Source organism: Allokutzneria sp. A3M-2-11 16 (assembly GCF_024213555.1).
Lineage (GTDB): Bacteria > Actinomycetota > Actinomycetes > Mycobacteriales > Pseudonocardiaceae > Allokutzneria.
This window is the reverse complement of record NZ_JANAVO010000001.1, coordinates 734,313-761,303: the sequence shown is the minus strand read 5'-3', so window position 1 is coordinate 761,303 and position 26,991 is coordinate 734,313. Positions and strand designations below refer to the sequence as shown.

25 protein-coding genes are annotated in these 26,991 nt (G+C 68.8%); 12 read left to right on the top strand and 13 right to left on the bottom strand.

Going from position 1 to position 26,991, the window contains the following annotated elements; all coding sequences use genetic code 11:
• Positions 1–193: 193 nt before the first annotated feature.
• The gene (locus tag NLX83_RS03805; RefSeq protein WP_254233470.1) at positions 194–1,399 is read right to left on the bottom strand and encodes a family 2 encapsulin nanocompartment cargo protein terpene cyclase; all 1,206 of its coding nucleotides are present in this window, start codon (positions 1,397–1,399) and stop codon (positions 194–196) included.
• 281 nt (positions 1,400–1,680) lie between these two features.
• On the opposite strand from NLX83_RS03805, the gene NLX83_RS03800 reads away from it, so the two are divergent.
• Positions 1,681–2,781 (top strand): sialidase family protein, encoded by a 1,101-nt coding sequence (locus tag NLX83_RS03800; RefSeq protein WP_254233469.1) that lies wholly within the window; start codon positions 1,681–1,683, stop codon positions 2,779–2,781.
• Between the two features lie 52 nt (positions 2,782–2,833).
• On the opposite strand, the gene NLX83_RS03795 is transcribed toward NLX83_RS03800, so the two are convergent.
• The 3 genes from NLX83_RS03795 to NLX83_RS03785 are packed head-to-tail and all read right to left on the bottom strand — an operon-like array spanning position 2,834 to position 4,186.
• Positions 2,834–3,151: a DUF6355 family natural product biosynthesis protein gene (locus NLX83_RS03795; protein ID WP_254233468.1), complete on the bottom strand. Its 318-nt coding sequence runs from the start codon at positions 3,149–3,151 to the stop codon at positions 2,834–2,836.
• 40 nt (positions 3,152–3,191) lie between these two features.
• Positions 3,192–3,887, bottom strand: coding sequence for a phosphoribosyltransferase (locus NLX83_RS03790; protein WP_254233467.1), 696 nt, complete (start codon positions 3,885–3,887; stop codon positions 3,192–3,194).
• A gap of 5 nt (positions 3,888–3,892) precedes the next feature.
• Positions 3,893–4,186 (bottom strand): hypothetical protein, encoded by a 294-nt coding sequence (locus NLX83_RS03785; protein ID WP_254233466.1) that lies wholly within the window; start codon positions 4,184–4,186, stop codon positions 3,893–3,895.
• A 113-nt stretch (positions 4,187–4,299) separates the two neighbouring features.
• Between NLX83_RS03785 and NLX83_RS03780 the strand changes: the two genes are divergently transcribed.
• A complete protein-coding gene (locus NLX83_RS03780; protein ID WP_254233465.1) occupies positions 4,300–5,256 on the top strand; it encodes a GbsR/MarR family transcriptional regulator in 957 nt (318 codons plus the stop codon).
• On the opposite strand, the gene NLX83_RS03775 is transcribed toward NLX83_RS03780, so the two are convergent.
• On the bottom strand, positions 5,219–6,319 hold the full coding sequence (locus NLX83_RS03775; protein ID WP_254233464.1) for a serine hydrolase domain-containing protein: 1,101 nt from the start codon (positions 6,317–6,319) through the stop codon (positions 5,219–5,221). The genes NLX83_RS03780 and NLX83_RS03775 overlap by 38 nt on opposite strands.
• A gap of 447 nt (positions 6,320–6,766) precedes the next feature.
• Between NLX83_RS03775 and NLX83_RS03770 the strand changes: the two genes are divergently transcribed.
• Positions 6,767–7,648, top strand: a complete 882-nt coding sequence (locus tag NLX83_RS03770; protein WP_254236069.1) for a hypothetical protein — start codon at positions 6,767–6,769, stop codon at positions 7,646–7,648.
• Between the two features lie 578 nt (positions 7,649–8,226).
• On the opposite strand, the gene NLX83_RS03765 is transcribed toward NLX83_RS03770, so the two are convergent.
• Positions 8,227–8,871 (bottom strand): hypothetical protein, encoded by a 645-nt coding sequence (locus tag NLX83_RS03765; RefSeq protein WP_254233463.1) that lies wholly within the window; start codon positions 8,869–8,871, stop codon positions 8,227–8,229.
• A complete protein-coding gene (locus NLX83_RS03760; RefSeq protein ID WP_254233462.1) occupies positions 8,868–9,416 on the bottom strand; it encodes a helix-turn-helix domain-containing protein in 549 nt (182 codons plus the stop codon). The genes NLX83_RS03765 and NLX83_RS03760 overlap by 4 nt, the downstream gene beginning before the upstream one ends.
• 36 nt (positions 9,417–9,452) lie before the next feature.
• Here NLX83_RS03760 and NLX83_RS03755 point away from each other — a divergent pair, with 36 nt between their 5' ends.
• Complete coding sequence (locus NLX83_RS03755; protein ID WP_254233461.1) at positions 9,453–10,343, top strand: alpha/beta hydrolase; 891 nt, start codon at positions 9,453–9,455, stop codon at positions 10,341–10,343.
• A 22-nt stretch (positions 10,344–10,365) separates the two neighbouring features.
• Positions 10,366–10,773, top strand: coding sequence for an SgcJ/EcaC family oxidoreductase (locus NLX83_RS03750; protein WP_254233460.1), 408 nt, complete (start codon positions 10,366–10,368; stop codon positions 10,771–10,773).
• A 210-nt stretch (positions 10,774–10,983) separates the two neighbouring features.
• On the opposite strand, the gene NLX83_RS03745 is transcribed toward NLX83_RS03750, so the two are convergent.
• Both NLX83_RS03745 and NLX83_RS03740 read right to left on the bottom strand, forming a co-directional pair.
• Positions 10,984–11,505, bottom strand: a complete 522-nt coding sequence (locus tag NLX83_RS03745) for an SRPBCC family protein (protein WP_254233459.1) — start codon at positions 11,503–11,505, stop codon at positions 10,984–10,986.
• The gene (locus NLX83_RS03740) at positions 11,502–11,855 is read right to left on the bottom strand and encodes a metalloregulator ArsR/SmtB family transcription factor (protein ID WP_254233458.1); all 354 of its coding nucleotides are present in this window, start codon (positions 11,853–11,855) and stop codon (positions 11,502–11,504) included. The genes NLX83_RS03745 and NLX83_RS03740 overlap by 4 nt, the downstream gene beginning before the upstream one ends.
• A 96-nt stretch (positions 11,856–11,951) precedes the next feature.
• On the opposite strand from NLX83_RS03740, the gene NLX83_RS03735 reads away from it, so the two are divergent.
• The gene (locus NLX83_RS03735; protein WP_254233457.1) at positions 11,952–12,182 is read left to right on the top strand and encodes a hypothetical protein; all 231 of its coding nucleotides are present in this window, start codon (positions 11,952–11,954) and stop codon (positions 12,180–12,182) included.
• Between the two features lie 38 nt (positions 12,183–12,220).
• Here NLX83_RS03735 and NLX83_RS03730 read toward each other — a convergent pair whose 3' ends face one another.
• On the bottom strand, positions 12,221–13,537 hold the full coding sequence (locus NLX83_RS03730) for a CoA transferase (protein ID WP_254233456.1): 1,317 nt from the start codon (positions 13,535–13,537) through the stop codon (positions 12,221–12,223).
• Positions 13,538–13,665: 128 nt separating this feature from the next.
• Here NLX83_RS03730 and NLX83_RS03725 point away from each other — a divergent pair, with 128 nt between their 5' ends.
• The gene (locus tag NLX83_RS03725; RefSeq protein ID WP_254233455.1) at positions 13,666–14,526 is read left to right on the top strand and encodes an SGNH/GDSL hydrolase family protein; all 861 of its coding nucleotides are present in this window, start codon (positions 13,666–13,668) and stop codon (positions 14,524–14,526) included.
• Positions 14,526–15,428 (top strand): esterase/lipase family protein, encoded by a 903-nt coding sequence (locus NLX83_RS03720; protein WP_254233454.1) that lies wholly within the window; start codon positions 14,526–14,528, stop codon positions 15,426–15,428. The genes NLX83_RS03725 and NLX83_RS03720 overlap by 1 nt, the downstream gene beginning before the upstream one ends.
• On the opposite strand, the gene NLX83_RS03715 is transcribed toward NLX83_RS03720, so the two are convergent.
• The gene (locus NLX83_RS03715) at positions 15,425–16,657 is read right to left on the bottom strand and encodes a PucR family transcriptional regulator (protein ID WP_254233453.1); all 1,233 of its coding nucleotides are present in this window, start codon (positions 16,655–16,657) and stop codon (positions 15,425–15,427) included. The genes NLX83_RS03720 and NLX83_RS03715 overlap by 4 nt on opposite strands.
• Before the next feature lie 102 nt (positions 16,658–16,759).
• Between NLX83_RS03715 and NLX83_RS03710 the strand changes: the two genes are divergently transcribed.
• On the top strand, positions 16,760–18,520 hold the full coding sequence (locus tag NLX83_RS03710; RefSeq protein WP_254233452.1) for an AMP-dependent synthetase/ligase: 1,761 nt from the start codon (positions 16,760–16,762) through the stop codon (positions 18,518–18,520).
• Positions 18,521–18,678: 158 nt separating this feature from the next.
• Here the strand turns inward: NLX83_RS03710 and NLX83_RS03705 are convergent, their stop codons facing one another.
• Positions 18,679–22,611 (bottom strand): Pls/PosA family non-ribosomal peptide synthetase, encoded by a 3,933-nt coding sequence (locus NLX83_RS03705; RefSeq protein WP_254233451.1) that lies wholly within the window; start codon positions 22,609–22,611, stop codon positions 18,679–18,681.
• A gap of 305 nt (positions 22,612–22,916) precedes the next feature.
• On the opposite strand from NLX83_RS03705, the gene NLX83_RS03700 reads away from it, so the two are divergent.
• The 3 genes from NLX83_RS03700 to NLX83_RS03690 all read left to right on the top strand — a co-directional run bounded on the left by NLX83_RS03700 (position 22,917) and on the right by NLX83_RS03690 (position 25,863).
• A complete protein-coding gene (locus NLX83_RS03700) occupies positions 22,917–24,320 on the top strand; it encodes a KamA family radical SAM protein (protein ID WP_374118646.1) in 1,404 nt (467 codons plus the stop codon).
• 174 nt (positions 24,321–24,494) lie between these two features.
• Positions 24,495–24,902 (top strand): DUF4383 domain-containing protein, encoded by a 408-nt coding sequence (locus NLX83_RS03695; RefSeq protein WP_254236067.1) that lies wholly within the window; start codon positions 24,495–24,497, stop codon positions 24,900–24,902.
• Between the two features lie 70 nt (positions 24,903–24,972).
• Positions 24,973–25,863 (top strand): sigma-70 family RNA polymerase sigma factor, encoded by an 891-nt coding sequence (locus tag NLX83_RS03690; protein WP_254233450.1) that lies wholly within the window; start codon positions 24,973–24,975, stop codon positions 25,861–25,863.
• Here NLX83_RS03690 and NLX83_RS03685 read toward each other — a convergent pair.
• The gene (locus tag NLX83_RS03685; RefSeq protein WP_254233449.1) at positions 25,833–26,939 is read right to left on the bottom strand and encodes a TetR/AcrR family transcriptional regulator; all 1,107 of its coding nucleotides are present in this window, start codon (positions 26,937–26,939) and stop codon (positions 25,833–25,835) included. The two genes, NLX83_RS03690 and NLX83_RS03685, sit on opposite strands and share 31 nt — an antisense overlap.
• Positions 26,940–26,991: the final 52 nt, after the last annotated feature.

Genomic DNA, 26,991 nt, shown 5'->3' with positions numbered 1-26,991 from the left:
CACCCGCCCGTCCACCCCATCCACGGCGCGCGCGGTCTAGAGAACCCCGTTTCGTACTCATAACGGGAAAAAGAGCGCTCCAAAAACCCGTTTTGAGTACGAAACGGGATTTTGGGCTGCGCTGGCTGAGGTTGTGGGGAGGGGACGAAGGGGTGGGCGGACGGGGGGTTGGGGGTCGCTTGCGGGATGTGGGCTAGGCGGCGCTCGCGTCCTCGGAGTGGTAGCGGCGGGACGTCGCGTGCCACTCCCGACTACCGCCGCACCACGCCCAGGTCTCCGCGAAGAACCGGCGCAGCATCGGCGAGCCGACCAGGCTCAGCGCCGCCGCCTCCGCGACGAAGCGCTTCATCAGCTCGTTGTGGATCTCCACCGTGCGCTTGATCGCCTGCCGTTGCGAGCACCCCTCCTGCTCCATGAGCGCGATGGGCAGGCTGATGTCGTCATCGGCCTCCTTGCTCATCGAGTGCATGTCGTTCAGCAGCACGGCGGCCATGCCCGCCATGGTGAACGCCTCGCGGACGCGCGGGTCGTAGTACTCCTGCGGCGGCAGCTCGTAGCCCGCGATCGCGTCGATCAGGGTCATCGGCGGCAGGTAGCTGTTGTGGTGGCGGTGCATCAGGTACTCCCACACCGCGGGCCGCTCCCCGGTGACCCGCCAGCTCGCGTTCTGGTCGAGCGTGGTGAACAGGATCGCCATCTGGTGCTGGAACCGGGCCATCTGGGTGACCGTGGTGTAGCGCGCCAGGTGCTCCATACCGCTGCGGAAGGCCAGCGCGATCGGGTCTTGCTCGATGTGCCGCTTCAGCTCGTGCTCGTAGCGGTAGGGCAGCGGCACCGGGTCCACCACGCCGTAGAGCAGGCCGAAGCGCGCGGCAGTCCGGCGCGGGTCGGCGCCGACGTCCTCCTCGTCGAGGTAGTAGTCGTCCGCGGCCCACTCGGCCACGACCAGCTTGGTCGCGGCGAGCAGCCGGTCCGGGTCGTCGGTCCCGGGGTGGGTGAGCATGATCAGCCGCCCGAACCCGCACGAGCGCAGGTACTCCGAGCGCCCGGGGTAGATCCCGACCTCCTCGGCCCACTCCACCAGCCGTTCGTTGACCTCCTCGCCGAGCGCGGGGTTGTCCCGCACCGGACCGGGGCAGAACAGCTCCGGGATCTCGTCGTCGTCCTCGGCGGGCTCCGCGGGCTCGGGTTCGGGGCGCAGGAACGGCAGCTGGGCGGCTGACATGCCCAGCATGCTCGGCTGCTCGGTCACGAAGACCAGGCTGGACGGGGTCATCCGGGGCGGGTCGCCGAGGAGCGCGGCCAGCTCGCCGGTCGGCGCCGTCGTCATGTCGGACAGCATCGAGGCCGCCAGCCGGGACAGCTCGTCGGTCGCGTTCGGGGCACTCAGGCGAGACATCAAGGACATGACTTGTTCGAACCGCCTCTCCATCGCGTCGCAGGCCAGTAAGCCACGTCCGGTCACGGAGCGGGGGAAGCTCACCCGGATGCCAGAGGCGTTCACGCGGTCGGGACGCGGCGGTTACGGTCCGCCCGCCACGTCTGTCCACTGTGGACGGTCAACCGATGATCTTCCGGCATATGCCCACATCGGCCCGACGAGCACCGGGCGCGGTCTCCAGTGCTCTGGAAGTCGAGGATGTCCTTCCCCTGGAGCCCGCACTGGGCCAGGATGCCGCTGTGATCAGGAAAACTCTCGCCGTGGTCGTGGCCGTGCTGCTGGCCGGGGCCACCGCGCAGCCCGCCGCGGCCTCCGTGGGCATGGTCGCCAAGATCGTGCAGGAGCCGGGCGAGTTCGAGGCCAGGTTCCCCGACGTCGTCAAGCTCGACGACGGCAGGCTGATGGCGGTGTGGCACCGGGCGGCCGAGCACCAGGGGACGGTCGGCACGATCCGGCTGTCCTTCGGCAGCGCCAACGGCCGCACCTGGGGCGAGTCAGCTCCCGCGCTGGCCGATCCGGGCTCGATGAACGGGATCGACACGCGCGACCCGAAACTGGGCAAGATGCCGGACGGCAGCGTCGTGATGACGTTCTTCGTGCCCGGCGGCAAGGTCTACTACTCGGTGTGGAAGCCGGGGTGGACCCGGTTCACCGACCCGGTGCAGCTCTCCGCGCCGGGGATCACCACGGGTGTCTACAGCCACGGCGCCCCGCTCGCGCTCGCCGATCGCGGAACCCATGTGGGCCAGGTGCTGATCCCGGTCTACTCGACGGGACCGGCGGGCGGTGCGCACTACATCCAGGCGACGTGGCGCCCCACGGCCGATCCCCGCCTGCTGGTGACCGGAACTCACAAGATCATCACCAACAGCAATCCGCCGGGCCGCGCCTACCAGGAGCCGAGCTTCGTCCAGTACGGCGACACCGTCGTCGCGGTCATCCGCGCGCAGCAGGACGGCAACGGATCTCCGGCCATCATCGCCAGGTGGAACCCCTACACCGCGAAGCCCGAGTTCACCTACCAGAGCTTCACGGGTGTGCTGGCGAACTCGCACCACCTGCTCAAGACGGCGAGCGGGAAGCTGTTGTTCACCTACGGCGACAAGGCTCGGTCCGGTCGCCCGACAGTCGGGATGATGATCGGCACCCCGACGGGGACGTGGACCAAGGGCAAGGTGGTCCCGCTGTACAACTCCGGCGCCGCGGACCAGGCCAACCCGTCGAGCGTCGAGATCGCGCCCGGCACGTTCCTGACGTTGGGCTACAACGCGAAGAAGAAGTCCGCGTCGCCGACCGGCGGCACGTTGTGGGTCGTCGAGAGCCACGCGGCCGACTACTGAGCGGATGCCGGTGGCCCGCGCCGAAACGCGGGCCACCGGCATCCGGACTCGATCAGCAGGTGCGGTTGTCGTACCAGGCGTCGATGGTCCGCCACCCGTCGACGTACGCGTCGATGTCGGTCACCCCGGGACGGACGCACATGTCCTTCTTGGCGAAGAAGATGTTCTGCACCTTGATCCACACACGGGTGTTCTGGGCGCAGTGGTTGTACCGCGCGCGGAAGTCGTCCGTCTCGCCCGCCGGGACGAACCCGCAGCGGTAGCCCCGGGCGCTCGCGGCCGAGAGCTGCTCCTCCGCCGCTCCCGCCTGAGGCACGAACGCGAGACTGGCGAGCGCGGCCCCAACGACCGCGACAGTAAGTTTCCTCATGCGCACATGGTCTTGCACCCGCACACCGGAATTACCAGTTTCACGTTCTTGTCCCCTGATCGCGTGACGCTCCCTTGTGGACAGTTCTGTCCAGTGTGGACTGTCCTGTCCGTAGGGCAGCGGTCACGTCTTCGTCGCTGAGCTGCTCGAAGTCGCCGTACCACTGTCCGACCGCGCGGAACGACCGTGGTGCGCGGACGCAGACCACATCATCCGCTTCCTTCGCAACGGTTTTGCGTCCCATCGGGGAGCACACGGGGACGGCGAGGACCAGTTCGCGAGCACGGTGTTCGCGCAACCACCGCAGCGCGGCGCGCGCCGTACTGCCGGTGGCGAGGCCGTCATCGACCACGACCACCGTTCTCCCCGCGACGTCCGGTAGTTCACGCCCGTGCCGATAACGCCGGATGCGGTCGTGAACTTCATCCCGCTCACGCTCGACGACATCCGCGAGATCGGCCTCCGTGAGCCTGAGGCGGTGCAGCGTGCGCTGATCGAACACCGGTGCTCCGTCCTCGGCGAGCGCACCGACCCCGAATTCCGGGTGGCCGGGCGCGCCGATCTTGCGAGCCACGATCACGTCCAGCTCGCCTTCGAGCACCTTCGCCACGGCAACGGCCACGGGCGCGCCGCCGCGGGGCAACGCGAGGACGAGGGGATCGCGCGCGGTATCGCCGAGACGGCGCGCCACGTGTTCCGCGAGCACTCTGCCCGCGTTGATGCGATCGGTGAACATCACAGTCAGCGCATCAAGCGCGTGCTCACTTCAGGGAGGAACCGCTCGTCGTCGCGGTTCACCCCGCCGAGGTCGATGTCGTGCGGCAACGCGGTCCCGGGCTTGTGTTCGAGCAGGAAGGCGAGTGACTCGGAGGCGATCTGCCGCTCGGACAGCTCCGGTCGCGCGGCCCGCACCCGCACTTCGTCGGACAGCTCCTCGGGCACGACCACCCGGTGCCGGGTGGCGATGTCGCCCTCGCCCACCACCGCGGCGAACTCGTGCTCGCCCATCGGCCGGACCTCGACGTACTGCCTCATCGTCGTCTCCTCTCTGACGGCGGTCCTATCGGCCTACCCGAGTGCCATCGGGGAAAACCGGCGGCGCCCGTGCACACTTGTCGCACTGTCGGGCACGGGAAGGACGGGCGCGGATGCCGGGAGGCAGGCTGACCGACCAGGATCGGCGGCGCATCGCGGCCGGACTGGCCGAAGGGCTCGGGTTCGCCGAGATCGCCAGGCAGCTCGACAGGCCGACCTCGACGGTGAGCCGGGAGGTGGCGCGCAACGGGGGAGCGGCGGACTACCGGTCGGACCAGGCGCGCACGAGCACCTGGCGCAGGGCCCGGCGGCGCAAACCGACCGTCGACCCGGTCGCGCCGTCCACCGACCAGCACGGGCGCGACCCGCGCGAGATGGCCGAGTTCACCGAGCAGTTCGTCGCGCTGATGGTGCAGAGCGGGTTGCCGCGCATGGCCGCCCGGGTGCTCGCCGCGCTGGTGACGACCGACTCCGGCACGTTGACCGCGGCGGAGCTGGTGCGGCTGCTCGTGGTGAGCCCCGCCTCCGTGTCCAAGTCCGTGGCCTACCTCGAAGGACTGGAGTTGGTCCGGCGCGAGCGCGAAGGGCCGCGCGCGCGCGAGCGCTACCTCATCGACGACGACGTGTGGCTCCAGACGTGGATGACCAGCGCCCGGACGAACCTGATGCTCGCGGAAACCGCTCAGCGCGGCGTCGAGGTCTTCGACCCCGCGACGCCCGCCGGAGCGCGCCTGGACCACATGGCCCGGTTCTTCGCCAAGCTGGGCGAAGACATGACCGGCGGCGGCCTCACCCCGTCCATCGTGCGCGATGTGCTCACCGTCCTCGCCGCGCTCGTGCACGCGGGGCCGCTCGCCGTGGACGCGTTGGCCCACGCGCTGGGCTGGCCGGAGGACCGCGTCGTCAACGCGCTGCGGGACGCGGAAAAGCACCCGGACCTCGCCGGGCCCGTCGCTGTTTCGCGCACGGAGAACGGTGACTGCGCCGCGGTGGCCGCGCCGGATCGGCTCACCGCGGCGCAGCGCGACGCCCTCAGCGCCGCGCCGCGTGCGCCCAGAAATCACGCATGAGCGCGATCGGCGCCGGGCTGCTCACCTCCACCTGGCTGAGCAAGATCGTGACCATGCCGGTTGACGGGACGACGTGCGCCGCGGTGCCTGTGCCGCCGACCCAGCCGTAGCGTCCGGGCACGTTCCACGGGTCGATGACCGCCACGTCGATCCCCCCGCCGAATCCCCAGCCCTGGCCGTCCAGGAACGGCTTACTCGCCGCACGCTGCGCTGCCGTGGTGTGGTCGGTGAGCATCAGCCGGATCGACTCCGCGGAGAGCAGCTGATGCTCGTCCGACGCCAGCACTCGCGCGAAGCGGTGCAAGTCATCGGCGGTGGAAACGAGGCCACCGGCGCCCGATGCGAACGCGGGAAGGCGGTTCCACTGCCCGTCCTGACCGTCCACCAGCTCACCCGCGCTGTAGTACGAGGTCAGCCGTTCTCGCTTGGCCGCGGGGACCGCGAAAGCCGTGTCGACCATGCCGAGCGGTTCGAACAGCCGCTCCTCCAGGAACTCCGGCAGCGGGCAGTTCGCGACACGGGACACCAGCACGCCCTGGATGTCGGAACTCGTGTTGTACAGCCATTCCGAGCCGGGGTGGTGCAGGAGCGGGATGCGGGACAACGCGGCCATCCAGTCGTCCGGCGCGGGCACGAGCTGCGGCTGCGGCGGCCCCTGCTTGAGCTCGCTGAACAGCGGCTGGACCGCGGGCAGGGACATCTCGGACGGGAAGCCGTGCCCGGAATGCGAAGTCAGCAGGTCGAGCACGGTGATCGGCCTGCTCGCCGGGACCACGTCGTCGATCGGGCTCTCCGGAGTGCGCACGACGACGGGGGAGCCCAGCTCCGGCAGCCAACGCGCGACCGGGTCGCTCAGCGCGAGCCGACCTTCGTCCACCAGCACCATGACCGCCGCCGCCATGATCGGCTTGGTCAACGACGCGATGCGGAAGATCGAGTCCCTCGCCATCGACTCGCCCGCGGCGGCCACCTCGATGTCATCGCCCTTGGCCACCAGCGCCACCGCGCCCGGAATCGCGCCGCGGTCCACGTGCTCGCCCAGGACTCTCCGCAGATCGTTCATCGGTCCACCTTCCCTTCACCCGTGTCGTTGAGGTAGACCCGCCGCACGACCGGAACTCATCGGTCCCGTTCTGTCCGTATGCGTCGAAAATTCATGAAACCACGCAGGTGACGTGGAAGCCGCGCTGTCGGTGCTCTCGGTCTCTGATCGATGGGTGGCGTCCGGGCTTGCCAGGATCGCGACATTCTTTGCGCACCAGGGCAAACTGCGCGACTCCCAGGAGCCGGCGCGTTTGGCCGCCGAGGGAACTGATCTACGGATTTGCGCAGCTTCATTCCCTTATGCCGCAACAAGATTTGTCGGCAAGCCGCGGGTGTGCTGGACGGAGTCGACGAGCACGGGTGGCGTTGTGGCCTGCACCCGACTGCTGCGCCTGCTCGAACCACCGCCGGGGGAATGACCGCTTTCTTCAAGACCGCCGCCGCGGTGCCGACGCAGGATGAACACATGACGATCGACCTCACCGCCGCTACGTCGTTCATGGCCGGACACGCCCGCGTGCTGGACCGTCGCCGCTTCGAGCTACTGCTGGGAGGCGGTGATCCCGCCGCCGTGCTGGCCGCGCTCGACGGGTACCGCAACCCGGACGGGGGCTACGGCTGGGGACTCGAACCCGATCTTCGTTCCCCGGAGAGCCAGCCCGGCGCGGCCCTGCACGCTTTCGAGGCACTCGGCGACATCGCCCCCGTGTGCGCACCGCAGTCGGTGGCGCTGTGCGACTGGCTGGCCTCGGTTTCCCATCCGGACGGCGGCCTGCCTTTCGCGCTGCCGCTGACCACGACCGCTGCCAGCGCGCCGTGGTGGCAGAACGCCGAACCCGGTTCCTCGCTCCAGATCACCTCGGTCACGGTGGCGCAGGCTCTGCGCGTCGCGGCCCACGATCCCGCAGTGGCAACGCATCCGTGGCTCGACCGCGCCGTCCGCTACTGCCTCGACGCGATCGCGCGGATCGACGAGCGGCCCTTCGCCTACATCCTTGCCTTCGCGATCCGCTTCCTCGACGCGGTCCACGAGCGGTGTCCCGCCGAGGCCGCCGAACTCCTGTCCCGCCTCGCCAAGTACGTGCCCGCGGACGGCCGCGTGCGCGTCGACGGGGGCACGGAAGACGAGGCGCTGCACCCGTTGGACTTCTCGCCGCATTCCGGGCTGCCGTCGCGATCCCTGTTCACCCCGGACGTGATCGCCGCCGACCGCGAACGCCTCGCGCGGCTGCAACAGGACGACGGCGGCTGGGTCGTCGACTACGCCAAGATCTCCCCGGCGGGCGTCCTGGACTGGCGCGGCTACATCACCGTGCACGCCGTCGAACTGCTCCTCGACGAGAAGTGACCTCAGGACAGGTACTGCGTCAGGTTCTCCGGCACCCTGGTGGTGAACCGGGTGTTGTCGAGGGCGGGAGGCTCGGCGAAGTGTGCCCTGATGAACTCCGTCGAACCCTGCCTGAGCTGCGAAGGACGCCCGGCGGAACTGGGCCGTTTCGCGGAAGTGCACCTTCTCGAATCCGGAGTTGTGAGAGAAGGTGGTCGTTGTGAAGGCGGCGTAGTCGCTAAAACGGGTTCCGGTGAACCATGCGGTGCCGACAAAGGTGGCATCATTGAAGATCGCGGTTTTGACCTGCCCGCCGCCGAGCCTGAAATCACAGAGGTAGGCGCCGCTGAGATCGAGGTGCAGGCGCTGCTGCTCGTTGACCTGTTGCTGGAACTCGAAAGCGCGATCGGCGGCCTGCTGGTCGATGTGCTTCTGGTTCAACGCGATCTCGTCGGCCCGCTGCCGCCGCGCGGCCAACCAGAGCGCGGCCAACCAGAGCGCGACCGCGCCGCCAGTGCCCAGTGCGATGGTGCCCGTGGTCTTGATCGCTTCTCGTTGTTCCGGACCGGCGACAACTCCTCGTACGGCTTCACGGCGGTTCAGCTCACCGGCTGCTCGACGATGAGTTCCAGTCCGGTGCTCTCCGAGAGCAACAGGGTGGGTGTCAGCGGGGTCTTCTCGTACTCCGAGTCGAGCACCATCCGGGCGAGCTGGTCGGCCCAGTACGAGTCGGCGCCCGCGATGTAGATCTGGTCCGGGGACGGCAGCGCGACGACCAGCCGGTTCTCGCCGAGCAGCCCGGAGATCCACTCGTGGAAGTCCGGCGCCACCACCGCCGACGCGGCGAAGTAGCCCTCCCGCTCCAGGCTCACCATCCGGTCCGGGGTGTCGTCGGTGCCCCGCATCTGCGCCTTGATCCCGGACATCAGGTTCGCCGTCGCCTCCGACAGCAGGTCCTCGGCGGAGCGCTCGCCCAGCTGCGCGCGCAAGACGTGGTGCATGCCGATCTTGCCCTGCGGGGTCATGCCGACGTGGGCGAAGGTGGCGAACAGCGTCCCGGGGAGCACCGGCACGTGCGGGAAGAGGTCCAGCTCGGGAGACGACGACGTGCTGCGCAGGATCGGCAGCAGCGTGCCGTCGGGCCGCTGATCGGCCTTCTTCTCCTTCTTCTGCGGCTGGGCGCGCCGCATCGCCTCGCGGACCCGCTGCCGGATCGCTTCCTCGTCAAGGGGCTGATCACTCACGTGGGCAGGCTAGCGTCCGGGCCCTCGACCGGGATCAGGATCGGGGTCAACAGGTGCCGGGTTCTCCCGGGCGCCGGACCGTTGTCCACTTTGGAGCGCAGGACCGCGCGCACCTGCTCGATCATCTCGTCCCGTTCCTCCGGGCTGAGCCAGAGCGAGAACTGCCGGTAGGACACGGAGTCGGCCACCGGGTCGGCGTCCTCGCGGCCGAGGTAGACGTCGAACTCCGCGAGCAGCGCGGTGACCACGGCGGTGAAGCCGCGACGGTGGTCCTCGACCGACATCTCCGCGGCGTCCTCGACGCTCATGCTCACCCGCGCCCGCCGCGCCCGGTAGCGGCGCTCCACGGCGCCGCGCACCCGCTGCTCGTCGGCGACCTCCAGGAGCCCGCCCTCGGCGAGCACCGCGACCTGGCGGTACACGGTGGCCTTCGAGACGTCCGGCAGCAGCTCGCACAGCTGCGAGGTGGTCAGCTCCCGGCCGTCGAACATCGCCTGCAGGATGCGCAGCCGCACCGGATGAATGATCAGGTCGGACTTGGCCATGGCGCGATCTTCGCACACTTGATACCTTTCTCATTATTGAGAACGATCGAGCCGGAGGCGATGATGGCGGACCTGGCACTGCCGGTGGGGCGGCGCTACGACAGCGATGGGCGGCAGCTCCTCCTGGACCGCGCGGGAACGGGAGGGCCCGCCGTGGTGTTCCTGCCGGGCGCGGGCATGGTCGGGCTGGACTACCTCAACGTCCACCTGCGGATCGCCGAGTTCACCACCTCGGTGATCTACGACCGCGCCGGTACCGGTTGGAGCGACCCCGCGCCGCTGCCGCGCTCCGGCGCCGAGGTCGCGACCGAGCTGCGGTCGCTGCTGCGCGTGGCCGACATCCCCGGGCCCTACGTGCTGGCCGGGCACTCCCTCGGCGGGCTCTACTCACGGCGGTTCGCGCAGCTGTTCCCGGAGGACGTCGCCGGGCTGCTCTTCCTCGATCCCGGGCACGAGGACTACCCCGCGCACATGCCGGACGAGGTCTCCGGCAACGCCGAAGAACTGGACGTGCCGGAGCCCGACGAGGCGACGGTCGCGTTCTTTCGCGGTCTCTTCGAGTCGATCTACGCCGCATGGCCGGACGACGCCCGAACTGCACTGGTCGACTACCACGTGCGCGCATGGCGGCAGACCGCGGAGGAGCGCGGGAACTTGGAGACCAAGCTCTACCCGGAGCTGCGCGACGGTGGCGAGATGCCCGGCGTGCCGCGGATCGTGCTCACCGCGATGGGGATCGACCCGCTGCAGAAGCTGTTCCTGTCCGAAGAGGTGCTGCACAAGGTGAATGCGGTCAAACCGGCGCTGTACTCCTCGCTCGGTGGCGAGCACCGGCTGATCGACGGCGCCGGGCACAGCACCATGCACGCGGACCGGCCCGAAGCTGTGATCGAGGCCGCGCGGGATCTGGTGTTGACCTCAACCTGAGTTCCGGTTGGAGGCTGCTCCCATGACGACAGCAACTGAGCAGCAGGAGATCGAGGCCATCAAGCGCGTGGTCGCCGAGGTCGAACGCGTGCAGCAGAACGAACTGGTGGAGGAGTTCATCGCGCTGTTCCGCGAGGACGCGATCTGGACGACGGGCCACGGCAAGGTCCTCCTCGGTCGCGACGCCATCGCGGAGTTCACGCGCAAGGTGCTCCCGGGCGCGATGACCGACTCGACCGCCACGTACGAGGTCGTGCACGTGCTCTTCATCCGGCCCGACGTGGCCGCGGTGAAGGTGCGCCAGCGCTACCTGACGCTCGACGGCCAACCGATGCCCGGCGACAGCGAGGGCGCTCCGCTGTACGTGATGACCAAGGAGAACGGGCGCTGGGGCCTGACCGCGTGCCAGAACACCCCCGTCATCACCTAGCCCACATCCCACAACCGCCCCCCAACCCCCGTCCTCTCACCCCTTCGTCCCCTCCCCACAACCTCAGCCAGCGCAGCCCAAAATCCCGTTTCGTACTCAAAACGGGTTTTTGGAGCGCTCTTTTTCCCGTTATGAGTACGAAACGGGGTTCTCTAGACCGCGCGCGCCGTGGATGGGGTGGACGGGCGGGTGTGGGGCATGGGACAGAGTTTACTTGGTGGGCGGAGTGCTTGAGGGCTTGTGGGACACGGCCTGGCGCTGGTCCTCGAAGTAGGGCTTCATCGCCGGGTAGTAGTCGGTGAAGTCCGGCTGGGCGGAACCCTCGCGTGCCGCGACGAGCATGTCGAGGTAGTACTCCCAGCCGGGCCCGACCTCGCCGACACCCTCAACGGATTCCAGGTGGTGGGTCAGCCGCAACGTCGTCACACCGTCCTTTTCGGACAGTGCGAGCTCCAGGCGCCAGTTCCCCGCCTCGTCCTTCATTGACACGGCCAGGTTCTGCGGCGGCGAACACGCGTCGATGTGCAGATCGCACCACGGCTGCTGTTCCTCGAAGGCCATCTGCACCTGGATCGTCCGGCCCGGGGCGGCCTCGCCCTTCCAGGGGCCGAACCACCGCGCGGTGCGCTCCGAATCGGTGACGCTGGCCCACACGTCGTCGATGGGGGCGCGGAACGTGCGGTCGAGCACGAGGTCCGTGCCGAAGAGGCGGCCTGTCGGTGTGCGGTTCATGCGGTTTCGTCCTCTCGTCGGTCCTGAACGCGCCGCTCGCGACGGGTTCGGTAGACCTCGGTCTCCAGCGCGTCGAGGCGGTGCTCCCAGCCCGAGGGCCGCGTGAGCGACGCCAGCCACTCGGCGAGCTGGATCAGCGGTTCCGTGCGGAGCGTGTAGAACCGTTGTCTGCCAACCAGTTCGTCCTGCACGAGCCCGCTGTCCCTGAGCACCCTCAGGTGGCGGCTCACCGCCGGGCGGCTGATCGGGAAGCGGTCGGCGATCTCCCCCGCGGGCAGCCGCCCGTCGCGCAGCAGGGTCAGGATCTCCCGCCGTACCGGATCGGCGATCGCGCCGGCCACCTCGTCCACGGCAGAAGCGTAACCGACTGGTTACTTGTTTGACCAGGTGTCAGCCGGAACTGGCCGGGTAGCCGGGATACGGAGCCGGACGACGAAGGAGGAGCTGTGTCGATCAGCGAAGCCGGCCAGATCACCGGGACGAAGGACAAGGACTACAACCTCATCTGGTTCGTTGAGGCGTGCCTGAGCAACGCGCTGCGGATGGAGACCTACGCCAACGACGCCGAGAGCACGGGCGACAAGGAACTGGCGGCGTTCTTCCGCCGGGCGCAGGGCGAGAGCCGCAAGGGCGCCGAACAGGGCAAGCAGCTGCTCGCGAAGAGACTCAACGGGTAGCGGCGCGGTGAAGAGGGGAGCCTGTTCGGCTCCCCTCTTCAGGCATCGCGAAAGCGCGCGCGATCCGTTCCCCACCGCCTCGGCGCCTGGGCCCAAGTCCGAGGACAACCGTCATAGTGAACGGGCGGAAGCGCGTGCCGAAGCTCCCCGTACGGCGACGCGATGGTGGTCAGCCAAGGCTCGGGTGAGTACTCATCGCCGTCCAGCGGCGCCGGGCGGATTCCGTGCATCAGCCACGAGGCCGTGCCCGCCAACGAGAACCGCACCGTCCTCCCACGACGCTCGCTGAGCGCGCGCAGGATCGCGGCGGCGAGGAGATAGCCGGTGCCGTGATCAAGCGCCTGGGCAGGCAAAGCCCCCGGACGCCCTTCCAGCATTGCGATCCCGCTCGCCGCTTGGACGAGGCTGTCGAACCCGCGCCGCTCCGCCCAAGGCCCCGTCCAACCCCAAGCGCAGAGCTGGGCCACGACCAACCCCGGACGCCGTTCCCGCATCGCCTCGGCGGAGAGGCCGAGCCGGTCGAGCGCCCCAGGTCGATACCCGGTGACCACCACGTCCGCCGCGTCCAACAGCTCGTCGAAGACTCTCCGATCCGCGAGGTCGAGCAGCGTCGAACGCTTGCCCATCCCCGTGTCCGCATGAGCATCCTCGCTCTCCGCGAGCCGCGGGCTGTCCACGCGCAGCACATCCGCTCCGAGCAGCGCGAGCGTGCGCGTGGCGACCGGCCCCGCGATGACCCGAGTCAGGTCGAGAACGCGGACACCGTTGGCAGGCAATGAGGTCGCGGGCAGGGGACGTGCCGCATCGCCAACGTCGAAGGTCTCCACGAGCGGATGGCGGACGTCGCTCGACGACACCGCCACGGCCAAGCCGCCAGCGGCGTAGACCGCCTCCTGAACCCACTCCGCGCGGCACGTGATCAGCTTGGCGGACAAGGACTTCGCCAGCTGCTCATCGTCTCCGGAGTCAGGGATGCCCAGCGCGCTCAGCAACCGCGACCGATGGTGCGGGTAGTTCGCGTGCGTGCGGACCCATCCGTCCGCGGTCTGCCAGAAACCTGACAGCGGCGCGAAGCTCACCATTGCGCGGCCGTCGATCCTGAGGTGCCGCTCGCTGATGAAGGCCGTGGCAACCGCTCCCTCGTGCACGTGCACGGACGGCACGCGAATCCCGTTGCGCGCCGCCAACAGCTCCGCCGCCGCCAATGAGCAGACACCCACGGTCGCCCGCGCCAGCTCGCGGACGGGCAGGCGAGCCGGAAGCACGTCGCGTGCTCCTTCGTAGGACACGCCCTCGGCCAGTTCTTCCTGGCCGCCAAGGGCTTTCCAGGCGTGGATCGTCGCGGCATCGGTCATGCCTCATTGTCACCTTCGTGATACGTCACAAGCACCGGTTGGTGAATCTGGGGAGGTTCCCACAACGGTCCACGTTTCCAGCCCGCACCATGTGAACACGCACTACGACAACGGCGTTGGAGGCTGGCATGAGGCTGGGCGGACGAATCCGGGCGGGGCTCCTCTGCATTGCCACCGGAGCGGCGGTGACCGCCACCGCGACGCCCGCGCCGGCGCAGGAACCGCTGGAATACGTGGCACTGGGCGATTCCGCGGCCGCCGGGCCGTTGATCCCGAACCAGAACACCAACCTGCTGTGCCTGCGCTCGAACAACAACTACCCGGCCATCGCCGCGAGGTCCCTCGGTGCCCGGCTGACCGACGTGAGCTGTTCCGGGGCGACCACGAGCGATCTCACCAGCCGCAGGTTCGGCATTCTGGCCCCCCAACTCGACTCGCTGAGCGCCTCGACCGATTTGGTAACGGTGACAATCGGCGCGAACGACTCCGGGCTGTTCCTGCACGCGCTCTCCTGCGTCAACCTGCTGCCCGAGCCGGTCGGGTTCTCGTGCGCGGACCGGCTCACGGCGGGCGGCAGGGACACGATCGGCGAAGCGGTCGACGCGTGGGCGCCGAAGTTCGGCGCCGCGCTCGACGAGGTCCGCCGCCGCGCTCCCAACGCGAAGGTCCTCGTGACCGGCTACGGGACCTACGTGCGCCCCAACGGCTGCTTTCCCGTTCAGCCGGTGTGGTCGCGGGACGCGAACTACCTCCAGGGCATCATGGACAAGATCAGCTCCAAGGCGCGCGAGAACGCGCTCGCCCGTGGCATGCGGTTCGTCGACTTCGCGGCGGTGACGGTCGGGCACGACATCTGCGCGGCGCCGAAGAACCGGTACCTCGAAGGTCTCGTCCCGACGCACATCGCGGCCCCGCTGCACCCGAACGCGCAGGGCATGGCCGCGTTCGCCAAGGCCGTCGTCGCGGCCACCGGGTCCAGGAACCGTTGATGCGCAGGCTCTTCGCGCTGCTCGTGCTGGGCCTCGCGCTCACCACGCCAGCGCGAGCCGATGCCGCGCTGCCGGTCTTCTACAACTCCGCCAAAGCGGTCGCGGCGTCCCTCGGTGCGCCAGGGGCGGCGCCGCCCGGAGCCAACGACTGGTCCTGCCGGAGCGCCAAGCGACCGGTGATCCTCCTGCACGGCACGCACGTCAACATGCTGCTGAACTGGAACACCTTGTCGCCCTTGCTGAAGAACAACGGCTACTGCGTCTTCGCGCTCAACTACGGCGGATTGCGCCTGGGGCAGATCGGAGGCACCGGCGACATCCCCACGTCCGGCGCGGAGCTGGTTGCTTTCGTGAACCGGGTCCTGGCCAAGACCGGAGCGCGCCAGGTCGACCTGGTCGGCCATTCACTCGGCGGGACGCTCGCTCAGTACTACGTGAAGTTCCTTGGGGGAGCACCGAAAGTCCATGACATCGTTGGTCTCGGTCCCACGAGCCACGGATCGAGCGCGCTCGGCTTCGACGCGTGGATCAGGGCGTTGCTGACCGCGTTCCCGAAGCTGGCCGGCTTCATCAGCAGCGTGGATCCGGCCGCACTGCAACAACTGCGCGGATCGGCCTTCATCACGAAGCTCAACTCGTTGCCGGACACCGTTCCCGGTGTTCGGTACACCACGATTGCTACCAGATACGACGCGGTCGTCACGCCGTACACATCCCAGTTCCTCAGCGGAGCGAACGTCAACAACGTTGTGCTGCAAGACATCTGCGCGAACGACTTCGCCGATCACCTGGCCCTGGCCTTCGACCACGTCGCGCTGCGCGTGGTGCTCAACGCCCTCGATCCCTCGACGGCGCGGAGACCGAGCTGCGCCACCCCGGTGCTGCCCGTCATCGGCGGTTAGGGCTGCGCGGCGCGGGCCGCGAGCGCGGCGTTGATCAACGCGATGTCGGTGAGGTCGGTCGGGTCGAGACCGGTCAGCTCGGCGATCCGGCGGAGCCGGTAGTCGACCGTGTTCGGGTGCACGTGCAGATCCGTCGCGGTCGGCCGCCGACTCCCGCGGCGCAGGTAGGTCTCCAAGGTCTGCAACAGCTCTTCGTTGCCCTCCAAGGGAAGCAGCATCGCGGCCAGCCGGTCGCGCGCGGCGCTCGGCCGGGACAGCTGGTACTCCAGCAGCACGTCGTCGAGCCGGTACGTTCCGCTCGGTTTGCCGGAGGCCGTCGCGACGGCACGGATCTCGTCGGCCAGCTTCGCGGCGGCGGTGACCTCCTGCGGGGCGACCGCGGCGACCCCTGCGGTGATCTCGGCCCCGGCCGCCCGCGCCACGTCGGCGATGAGGCGCTTCAGGCGATCCCAGTCGCGCGCGGTCACCTCGTCGGCCGGTGCCGGATGGGGCAGCAGCGCGATCCCGCCCTCCGGGGTGAGCGAGGACAGCACCGGCCCTCGGACCTGGCGCTCCAGCTCCGCCCGCAACCGCCTGAGCTTGCGCCGCCCGGCGACCAGCTGGTCCACGCCGGGTTCGGTCTCGTCCGGGTGACTGCCCACCGAGAGCGCCAGCACCAGGTAGCACGGGGGCAGCCGGAACCCGGTGCGGCTCGCGGCCGCGTCGGCGGGCACCCCGTCCAGCAGCGCCGTCAGCAGCGTGTGCCGCGCCGAGCGCTCGTCGTCGAAGATCGTCTGGTGCTGGTCGAGGTAGCCCGCGCCCACCGCGGGCGTGATCAGCTCCAGGTAGCGCAGCGCCAGCGAGTTCACCGCCATCACGTCGTGCACCTCGGCCGGGCGCACATCCGGCGTCAGCGACTCCCAGACCACCTGGACGCCGATGTGGTAGGCGGTGAGCACGAACTCGATCGGGATGCCCTCCTCGGCGCGCCGCGCGGCCGACTCCCGCATGAACGCCAGCTCTTCCTCGTCCGGGAGGGACTTCGTGCGCACCATGCCGATGAACGACTTCAGCGTCTGCGCGATCACCCGGTTGATATCGCCCGCCAGTTCCTCGCTCGGCATCAGGCCGTAGGCGGGGACGCGCGTGGTCACCGCGGCGAGCACCGACTCGGTGAGCGCGGGCATGTCCTCGGTCAGCCGCTCGTGCAGCGGGCGCCCGCCGAGCCGGAACGGCTCTTTGTTACCCATCACAACATCCGGCGCTGAACTCTGGGATACGAGCCATGTCTCCTCCGCATGTTCGTGACCCATCATGACATTTCCGGGTCCCCGCGTCGAAGGAGACGCAGCATGCGTGAGGTCGCCGTCGCCCCGCTCGTCGCCGCCCCCGAAACGGGTGGGCTGGCCGAACTGGTCTACGCCAACGCCGAGCGGGCGCCGGACCACGTCGCCTTCCGCCGCAAGGCCGCTGAGGGCTGGTCGCTGGTCACCACCAGCGAGTTCCGGGACCAGGTGCAGCGGCTGGCCCAGGGGCTCGTCGCGGCCGGGGTCCGCGCGGGGGAGCGCGTCGCTGTGCTCTCGGCGACCCGCTACGAGTGGACGCTGTTCGACTTCGCGATCTGGGCCGCCGCGGCGGTGCCCGTGCCGATCTACCCGACCTCCTCGCGAGAGCAGATCGAGTGGATCATCGCCGACTCCGGCGCGACGACGGTCATCGCGGAGACCGACGAGCACGCGGCGAAGGTCGCCGGGTTGCCGCTGCTACGAGGGGTGCGGCGGATCGACGCGGTCGACGAGCTGATGGCGCTCGGCGAAGACGTCCCGGCAGCGGAGATCGACGAACGCCGTCGCGGCGTGTCGCCGAAGGACGTCGCGACGATCATCTACACGTCGGGGACCACCGGGCGCCCCAAGGGATGCGTGCTCACCCACGCGAACTTCTTCGCCGAAGCGGACAACGTCTCCGAACTGCTGAGCCCGCTGTTCAAGGGCAAGGACGTGTCCACGCTGCTCTTCCTGCCGCTGGCGCACGTGTTCGGCAGGATGGTCCAGGTCGGCGCGGTGCTCGCGGGGGTCACGCTCGGCCACACCGCCGATGTGAAGAACGTGGTCGGTGACCTCGCCACCTTCCGCCCCACGTTCGTGCTGTCCGTGCCGTACGTGTTCGAGAAGATCTACAACAGCGCCCGGCAGCGGGCTGAGGCATCGGGCAAGGCCCGGATCTTCGACGCGGCGGCCGAGACCGCGATCAAGTACTCCGAGGCGGGCAAACCCGGGCTGGCGCTGCGAATCCGGCACGCGGTCTTCGACCGGCTGGTCTACCGGCGGCTGCGGGCCGTCCTGGGCGGGCGGTGCGGTTACGCGATCTCCGGAGGCGCCGCGCTCGGGCACCGGCTCACCCACTTCTACCGCGGCATCGGCCTGACCGTGTTCGAGGGCTACGGCCTGACCGAGACCACCGCGGCGGCGACCGTCAACGCACCGGACGCGGTCAAGCCCGGGACGGTCGGCCGCCCGGTCCCCGGCACCGCGGTCCGGATCTCCGACGACGGCGAGGTCCTGGTCAAGGGAAGCCTGGTCTTCTCCGGGTACTGGGGCTCCGCGCCCGCGCTGGACGAGTGGTTCGCGACCGGGGACCTGGGCTCGCTCGACGAGGACGGCTTCCTCAGCATCACCGGGCGCAAGAAGGAGATCCTGGTGACCAGCGGCGGCAAGAACGTCGCCCCCGCCGTCATCGAGGACCGGATCACCGCGCACCCCCTCGTGGGCCAGGCCGTGGTTGTGGGCGACGGCCGCAAGTTCGTCGCCGCGTTGGTGACCATCGACCACGAGCACCTCGCCCACTGGAAGAAGAACAACGGCAAACCGGCCGAGGCGAGCGCGGCGGACCTCGCCGACGACCAGGACCTGCTCGCGGAGGTCCAGCGGGCCGTCGACGCCGGGAACGAGGCGGTGTCCGCGGCCGAAGCCGTGCGCCGATTCCGCGTCCTACCAGAGGAATTCACCATCGGTGGCGGACACATCACGCCTTCGCTGAAGCTCCGCCGCACGCAGATCATGAAGGACTTCGCCGACGAGGTGGAAGCCCTCTACACCCCGCGCCAGCCGTAGTCAGACCCCCGTCTTCAAGTACCACCAACTCCCGTCCAGCAGATCGCTAACCGCCCCCAACCCGTGGAGCCGCAGGGGGTTGGGGGCGGTTAGCGGTGAAGGTGGGTGGGGGTTCGTAGGACTTGAAGACACCCCAACCACCGTCTCAGGGGGATTGCTCAGTGGTGGATGGGGGTTGTGGGGATGCCGTGCCACTTGGACGGGCCGAGCAGGGTTTCGCCCTTCATTACGAGGGAGAGCGGGCCCACGGTCACGTCAGAGCCGACCTCCGAGTCGTAGAGAGCCACGCTCATGTTCCCCAGCGTGGCGCCGTCGCCGATCGTTTGGGCGGAGGACTTGAAGACCCGGTCCTCGAACAAGTGGTTCTGCACCAGTGAGCCGCGGTTGAGGGCCGCGTAGTTCCCGATGTTCACCAAATCGAACTCCGAGAACAGCAACGTGGCCAGATAGGTCCGCCTGCCGATGCGGCACCCGAGGGTTCGCAACATCGGCGCGATCCACGGCGTCCCCAGCAACGGCGTGAGCGCTGGAGTCGACACCGAGATGAAGGCGCCGTTGACCATCTCGTTGAGCCACACGTAGCGCGACCACAGCGGCTTGATCTCCGGCCGGAACGTGCCCATGACCAGCTTCTTCAACCCGGCCACCGCGAGGGACCCGAGCAACGCGGTCGCGATTCCGATGACCGGCGCGGACAACAGCGCCGCCGTGGCGCCGTACGCCGAGTTGACCAACAGCAACGAGCTCGACGCCGCCAGTAGCATGCCGAACGCCAGGAAGTAGGGGATCAGGACCCGCAACCCGTCGATCACCGCACGCTCCGCGTACAACCGCCGCGTCGGCTGGAAGGTCACCGTGGGGTCGAAGTTGCCGACCTTCACCCGATGCGGCAGCCGGAACGACGGAGAGCCCAGCCATTCCGTCCCGTCCGCGACCTCCCGGCACGAGTTCGGCGTAATGGACTGCACCCCGAGCAGACAGTTGTCGCCCAGGCTCGTCCCCACCGGCAGGATCGCGATGTTCCCGACGAAACTGCGGCGCCCGATGCGGTTCGCCGCCAAGCGCATGGTCCCTCGGTGGCACTGCCTGCCGCCGATGATCGAGCCGTCCGCGAAGAAGCTCTCCTCGCCGATCTCCACCAGTTCCGGCGAGAAGCGCCACACCTTCGAGATCTCTGCCCTGCGCCCGATCTTGGCGCCCATCAACCGCAGCAACGGCGGCAGGTACAACGTCGTGTACACCGGCTGCAACAGGACCTTGCTCGCGTCCATCACGTTGTCCGCGAACCACTTCCGCAGATACGACACGCTCAGCACCGAGTAGTCGCCGGGCCGGATCCGCCACGACGCCAATCGCTTCAGCAGCGCCAGGTAGACGCAGTACGGCACCACGCTCACGGGAATCAGCGCGGCCGCCCCCAACAACCCCACCGTCAGACCCTGCTCGGCGAACAGCGCCCACCACGCCGACAACACGCCCACGGACGGCACCGTCACCACCAACAGGAGCACCAGGGACTGCGCCACCAGGTGGGCCAGCCCGAACACCGCCCGCCGAAACGCGGACTGGCGCGCCGCAGGCTCGGGAAGGTCCAGCTCGACGGGTTGCGGAGGCGATCCCAGTACCGCCTGACCGGCCGGGAGCACGTCACCGTCGGGCAGCAACGTCTGGTCGGCCAGCGCCGAGTCGTCACCCATCGCCACGTTCAGCCCGAGCGCGGAGCGCATGCCGACGTAGCACCGGCTGCCGATCGACACCCGGCCGAAGTGCACCATGCCGTTCTCCACGCGGTACCCGAGCAACTGCGTGTCCGCGCCGACGCTGGTGTCCGCCCCGATGGACACGAGGTCCCACGCCGAGCACTGCGCCGTGTCCAAGGTGCAGCGCGCCCCTACCCGGGCACCCATCAACCGGTAGTACAACGGCAGCAGCGGCGTGCCCGCGAGCGCGCCCGCACCGCTCATGGCCATGAAGGCGTTCGCCAGCCACCACCGGCAGAAGTACCACCCCCACAACGGATGGCTGCCCTCGCGGAAGCGCCCGACGAGCACCCACTTCGCCACGACCGACAGGAGCAGCAGCGCGGGCCACACGGTGACGCTCAGCAGGGCGGAGAGGCCGATCAGCGCCGACGTCGACATTCCCCCGCCGTACCAGGACCACCCGGCCAGCGTGATCAGCGCGGTGGTGATGCTCGCCGGGGCGAACAGGGCGTACTGGGAAATGCCCTGCACGACGTAGGTCACGGCTCGCTGCCACCGGGGAACCGCGGCGAACACCTGGGCGCTGGAGGCCGTGGTGGCCGAAGGCGCGGGCGCCGGTCGGGTGGACTCCAGGTGCACGGCCAACTGCCGGATCGTCGGGTACTGGTAGATCATCCGCAGCGTGACCGGGTGGTCGGTCTTCTCCCGCAAAGCGGTCGCGGCTTTGGCCGCGGTCAACGAATGCCCGCCGAGCTCGGAGAAGAAGTCCGCGACGGCAGAGGGTTCCGCGACTCCCACCGCCGCACTGAAAACGGCGGCGATCTCGCATTCGAGGTCCGTCTCCGGAGCCACGATCTCCGTGGCCGTGCGGACCAGCGGAGCGATCGGATCGGGCAACCGGCCGCGATCGACTTTGCCGCTGGTGGTGCGCGGCAGTTCCGGTAGCCGGTCCAGGTATCCGGGCACCATGTAGGCAGGCAGCTTCGCCTCCAACAAGGCGAGCACCTCGCCGCGGTCGATATCGCCGGACACCACGTAGGCCGCCAGTACCTGGAGGCCATCGCGTTCAGTGAGGCGAACGCACGCCGAAGTGATCTGGGCGTGTTCGGTCAGGACAGCCTCGATCTCGGCGAGTTCGACCCGGTAGCCACGGATCTTCACCTGACCGTCGGCGCGGCCGAGGAATTCCAGCTCCCCGTCATTCCACCGCGCCAGATCACCGGTCCGGTAATAACGTTCGCCGGGCACGCCGAATTCAAGCTCAGTCGCGGACAGGAAGCGCTGCGCCGTCAGCTCGGGCTGGTTGTGGTACCCGCGCGCCAGCGTCGCGCCGCTGACGAACAGCTCGCCGACCGCACCTTCCGGAACCGGCCGCAGATCCTCGTCAAGCAGGTGGATTCGATAACCGCGCAGCGGAGTTCCGATGGTCACTGGGCGATCGGACCGGCATTCGATGGCCGTGGTGTTCACAGTGGCTTCGGTGGGCCCGTAGACATTGAGGATGCGCAGGCCCCGACGTTCCCACCGCGCCACCAGTTCCGGTCGGCAGACTTCACCGCTGAGCACGATCGTCCGGAGGCTCGGCACGTCTTCTGGCAGCGTCGCCAACAACGTCGGCACGGTCGAGAAGTACGTGATCCCCAGTTCGGCCAGGTAGTTCCCGAGCTCCTGGCCCAGTCGCGGCGCGTCGGCGGTCGGGACGACGAGCGTCGACTGGTTGGAGAACGCCATCCAGATCTCTTCGACCGAGCCGTCGAAGCTGAGCGAGAACCCCTGGAAGACCCGGTCGTCCGGCCCGGTCGCGCACACCTCGTTGAAGGCCGCGACAAAGCGGGTGACGTGCCGGTGCTCGGTCAGGACGCCCTTGGGCCGCCCGGTCGTGCCGGAGGTGTAGATGACGTAGGCCAGTGCCGACGGCGACACTCGTTCTTCCTGCTCGGACAGCCGCGACACCGGCGACACGTCGCCGACTTCGTCGGCCAGCAGCACGGGAACGCCCGCGAAGTACGCCTCGGCCGCGTCGGCGAGAGCGCGTTCGGAGAGGCAGGCGGCGACGCCGAGTTCCGCGACGATGTGCGCGATGCGGTCCGCGGGGTAGCCCGGGTCCACCGGCACGTAGGCGACGCCCGCCTTGTGGCAGGCGAGGATGGCCACGATCGGCAGTTCGGACCGCTCGAAGTAGATCGCGACGAACTCCCCGTGGCCGATCCCCCCGGCTCGCAGGCGGTGTGCCAGCTGGTTCGCGCGTTCGTCGAGCTCGAGGTACGTCAGCCGCCGGTCCCCGCAGACGACCGCGAGCGCGTCGGGGGACTTGTCGGCCTGAGCCTCGAATACCTCGTGAAGGCATGCCTCCTGGTCATTCTCTAGGAGCTGGTATTTCGAATCCACGGTTTGCGGGATATTTCCCACGGCACCTCCCTGGCTGGCAGTGCTGACCTCGCCACATTCGGAAAATTGTGTGCAAGTGCAGCGATCTGCGTTCTTCCCAGCCTTCTCCCAGGGTTCTCCCAGCTTTCACACGTTTCTTTCAGGATTCCCAGGAATTTCTCAGCCGGGCAGTTCAATGGCTCAATGGTTACCGTAGGAAGACTTCCTGAAGGAATTCTGAAAGAACCTTTCCGCACTGCGCGGCTGTCGCTAGGATTCGCAATATCGACGGGAAGTCGAGTGATTTGTCTAGTGACACTCTTCCGATGAGGAAATCCATGACGCGCGTGCTCAAACCCGCAGAAGGCCAGGTCACCGGGGATGGTCAGCCGTATGCCTACCGCAGGCGAACGCTCGCCGAGCCCGATTGGCGACGGTTTCCCGGATGGCGTGAGGTGACGGAACGGGAGTGGCGTGACCCGCAATGGCAACGCGTCCATTGCGTGCGCAACATCAAGCAGTTGCGCGCGCTGACCGGGGATCTGCTCGACGAGCGGTTCTTCGAGGATCTCGCGGCTGATCAGCAGAAATCAGCGACGATGTCGATGTTGTTGCCACCGCAGATGCTCAACACGATGGCTCCCGGCGCGAGCGGTGCGCCGGAGATGACCGAGGCTTTCTACGCCGATCCCATCCGGCGCTACATGCTGCCGGTGTTCTCCGATCGCGACCCCGAATGGCCCAGTCACCCGCACGCCAGCCGGGATTCGCTGCACGAGGCGGAGATGTGGGTCGTCGAGGGGCTGACCCACCGCTACCCGACCAAGGTGCTGGCCGAACTGATCTCGACCTGCCCGCAGTACTGCGGTCACTGCACCCGGATGGACCTGGTCGGCAACTCCACTCCGCAGGTCGCCAAGCTCAAGCTGTCGCTGAAGCCGGTGGACCGCCAGGACCAGATGATCGACTACCTCAGGCGCACCCCGGGCGTGCGGGACGTGGTCGTCTCGGGGGGTGACGTGGCGAACGTGCCGTGGCCGCAGCTGGAGTCCTTCGTCATGCGGCTGCTGGAGATCGAGACGATCCGCGACATCAGGCTGGCGTCGAAGGCGCTGGTGGGCCTGCCCCAGCACTGGTTGGCGCCGCGGGTCGTCGAAGGCATGGCGCGCATCGCGGGTACGGCGATGCGGCGCGGGGTCAACCTGGCGGTGCACACGCACGCGAACCACGTGCAGTCGGTGACCCCGCTGGTCGCCGAGGCCGCGCAGGCGGTCATCGCCGCGGGCGTCCGCGATGTGCGGAACCAGGGTGTGCTGCTGCGCGGGGTGAACGACACCCCCGAGGCGTTGCTGGACCTTTGCTTTGCGCTGCAAGGGGAAGCGAGCATCCTGCCGTACTACTTCTACATGTGCGACATGATCCCCAACTCCGAGCACTGGCGGACCAGCGTCGACGAGGCGCTGCGGCTCCAGGGGGCGATCCTGGGCTACCTGCCCGGCTACGCCACGCCGCGGATCGTCTGCGACGTGCCCTACGTCGGCAAGCGCTGGGTGAACCAGGTCGTCGACTACGACCGGGAACGCGGGATCTCGTACTGGACGAAGAACTACCGCACCGGCATCGAGGACAACGATCCTGAGGCTTTGACCAGGCGTTATGAGTTCTACGACCCGATTTCCACGCTGCCGGAGGCCGGGCGGCGCTGGTGGCGCGACGCGCGGCTCACGTGATCGCCCTGCTGTACCGAGTGGGTTGCGATCGGTGGACGGCGTGTACGGCGCCGCGAGGCGGGTAGACGTCGGGCACACGGCGACAAAGGCGTTGCCGAGAGCACCAATGGAGGAGTTGTGTCCACCTCTCACGTGCCGACCACCGGATCGCGCTCACTCGTGCAGACACTCGCGATGATCGTCGGAGTGGTGTTCCTGCTCGTCGGCGTCCTCGGGTTCATCCCCGGGGTGACCACGAACTACGAGACCTTGCAGTTCGCCGGCCACCACTCCGAGGCACTGCTCCTCGGCGTGTTCCAGGTGTCGATCCTGCACAACATCGTCCACCTGCTGTTCGGGGTCGCCGGGCTGGCGATGGCCAGGAGTGCTTCCGGTGCCAAGGCGTTCCTCATCGGCGGCGGGCTGGTGTACCTGGTCCTGTGGCTCTACGGCCTGGTGATCGACCAGGACAGCGGCGCCAACTTCGTGCCGCTCAACGCCGCGGACAACTGGCTGCACCTCGTGCTCGCCCTCGGCATGATCGCGCTCGGCGTCGTCGCCGGTCGGTCCGGCGGCCTCGGCAGGGGGCGGAACGCGGCCTGAGCAGGGCAAGTCACAATTCCTCGCTGCTGATCGTCAGTGTTGTGGCGATCAGGAGCGGAGGATGTGACGCGTGGACGACGACTGGCTGGCGGAGCGGTTCGAGGAGAACCGCGGTCACCTGCGCGCGGTGGCGTTCAGGATGCTCGGCTCCGTGGCCGAGGCCGAGGACGCCGTGCAGGAGACGTGGTTGCGGCTGAGCCGCACCGACACGAGCGAGGTGCGCAACCTGAGCGGGTGGCTCACCACCGTTGTCGGTCGGGTGTGCTTGGACGTGCTGCGTTCTCGCGCCTCACGGCGAGAGGAGCCACTGGGCGAACAGGTGCCGGAGCAGGTCGACCGCGTCGACCCCGAATCCCAAGCGCTCCAGGCGGATTCGGTCGGCCTCGCGCTCCTCGTGGTGCTGGACACCCTCGCACCCGCGGAGCGGCTCGCGTTCGTCCTGCACGACCTGTTCGGCGTGCCGTTCGAGGAGATCGCGCTGATCGTCGGCCGCAGTCCCGCCGCGGCGAGGCAGTTGGCGAGCCGCGCGCGCAGGCGGGTGCGCGGCTCCGCGCCCGGGGGTGCGGCGGACCAGGCGCGGCAGCGGGAGGTCGTCGAGGCGTTCCTCGCGGCCTCCCGCAACGGCGACTTCCAAGCGCTGCTCGCCGTGCTCGATCCGGACGTCGTGCTCCGCGCTGACGAGATCGCCGTCGCGCTTTCCGTTGCGGCCCAAGAACAAGGCGCTCCGCCACTGGCAAGCGAGGTCCGTGGTGCCGGGGCGGTGGCCGACGCGTTCGTCGGCCGCGCGCAGGGTGCTCAGCCCGCGCTGGTGGACGGCGTCGTCGGCGCGGTCTGGGCACCGGATGGCACGCCACGGGTGGTCCTGGACTTCGTCGTGGCGGCGGGACGGATCGTGGCGATCGAGGTCGTCGCCGACGCGGAGTACCTGAGTCAGGTGCGGCCGGAGTTCCTCGCCGAGTGATCAGCTTCGGCTTCGACAGCGACGGAGGTGGCGGCGTGGCACGCGCCGAATCCTTCTGCGCGGGCGGTGATCCGGTGATCGGTGATCCGCACCGCCACCTCCGTCGTGTCGCTGACGGCGTGCATGCCCGCGGCCGCGGCGAGTTCCCGGTCGGCGTCGAAGACCAGCTGGATGCTCGGCCACGCGGGGCTTGGGAATGCCTGCCGGAGGCAGTGCCACAGTTCCGCGATCGCGAGCCGGGCCAGCGGCGTGAGTTCGGCCGGGTCGCTCGTCACGACCGCGATGGTGATCGTGTCGTTAGCCCGGGCGGCGCGCACGGCTTCCTCCGCCGCGGAGAGCCGGTGCAACCCAAGCACCGCAACGACTCCGTCCCCGTCCAAGGTCGCGGCCCCCATGCGCAGCGAATCGATCGCGGAAGGCGGTGACCAGGCTTCGTCGACGTGCTGGACCGGCGCGATGATCGGTGGCGTGGGCCAGGAATCGGCGAGATCGACGCCCGCCAGTTGCTCGCACGCCTTGACGACGTTGAAGGGCTCCACGAAACCCGGCGCGGCGGCGGCCATCTGCGTTGCCCCGTGCAGCGTGGTCAACACCGTTTCGGCGATTCGCACCATGCGGCCGCGACGCGGCTCCAGGCGTTCCAGTGCGAGACCGAGCAGAATCGCGTTCAGCCGCTGGAGTTGTGCGTAGGGCAGGCGCGTGCGGGTTTCGGCCGTGACCTCCGGCATCAGGTCCATGCTCAGCCGCGCTGAACCGTCTCGTTCGCCGATGTCGGCCAGCGGCAGCCGCGCCACCCAGGTGCGGGCGAGCGCCCCCAGCGCTTCCCCCGCGGTCAGCCCCGGCTCCGCGTGCGGCGGCGCCGGGGTCTTTTCCGCGAGGTCGGCCAGCACCGCGAAATAGAGCGCCCGCTTGCCGGGGAAGTTGGAGTAGACCGCGCCCCTGGTGAAACCGGCGCGTTCGGCGATGACGTCGATCTTGGCATCGCGAAAGCCGCGTTCGGCGAACTCCTCCCGTGCCGCGGCGAGGATCTTGGCGCGGTTGTTCTCCTGCGTTTGCGCCCTGCTGAGCCGAGCCATGGCACTCCCCGACGTCGCCCGCGATCTGCGCGCCAAGATACCGCTTCGCGTG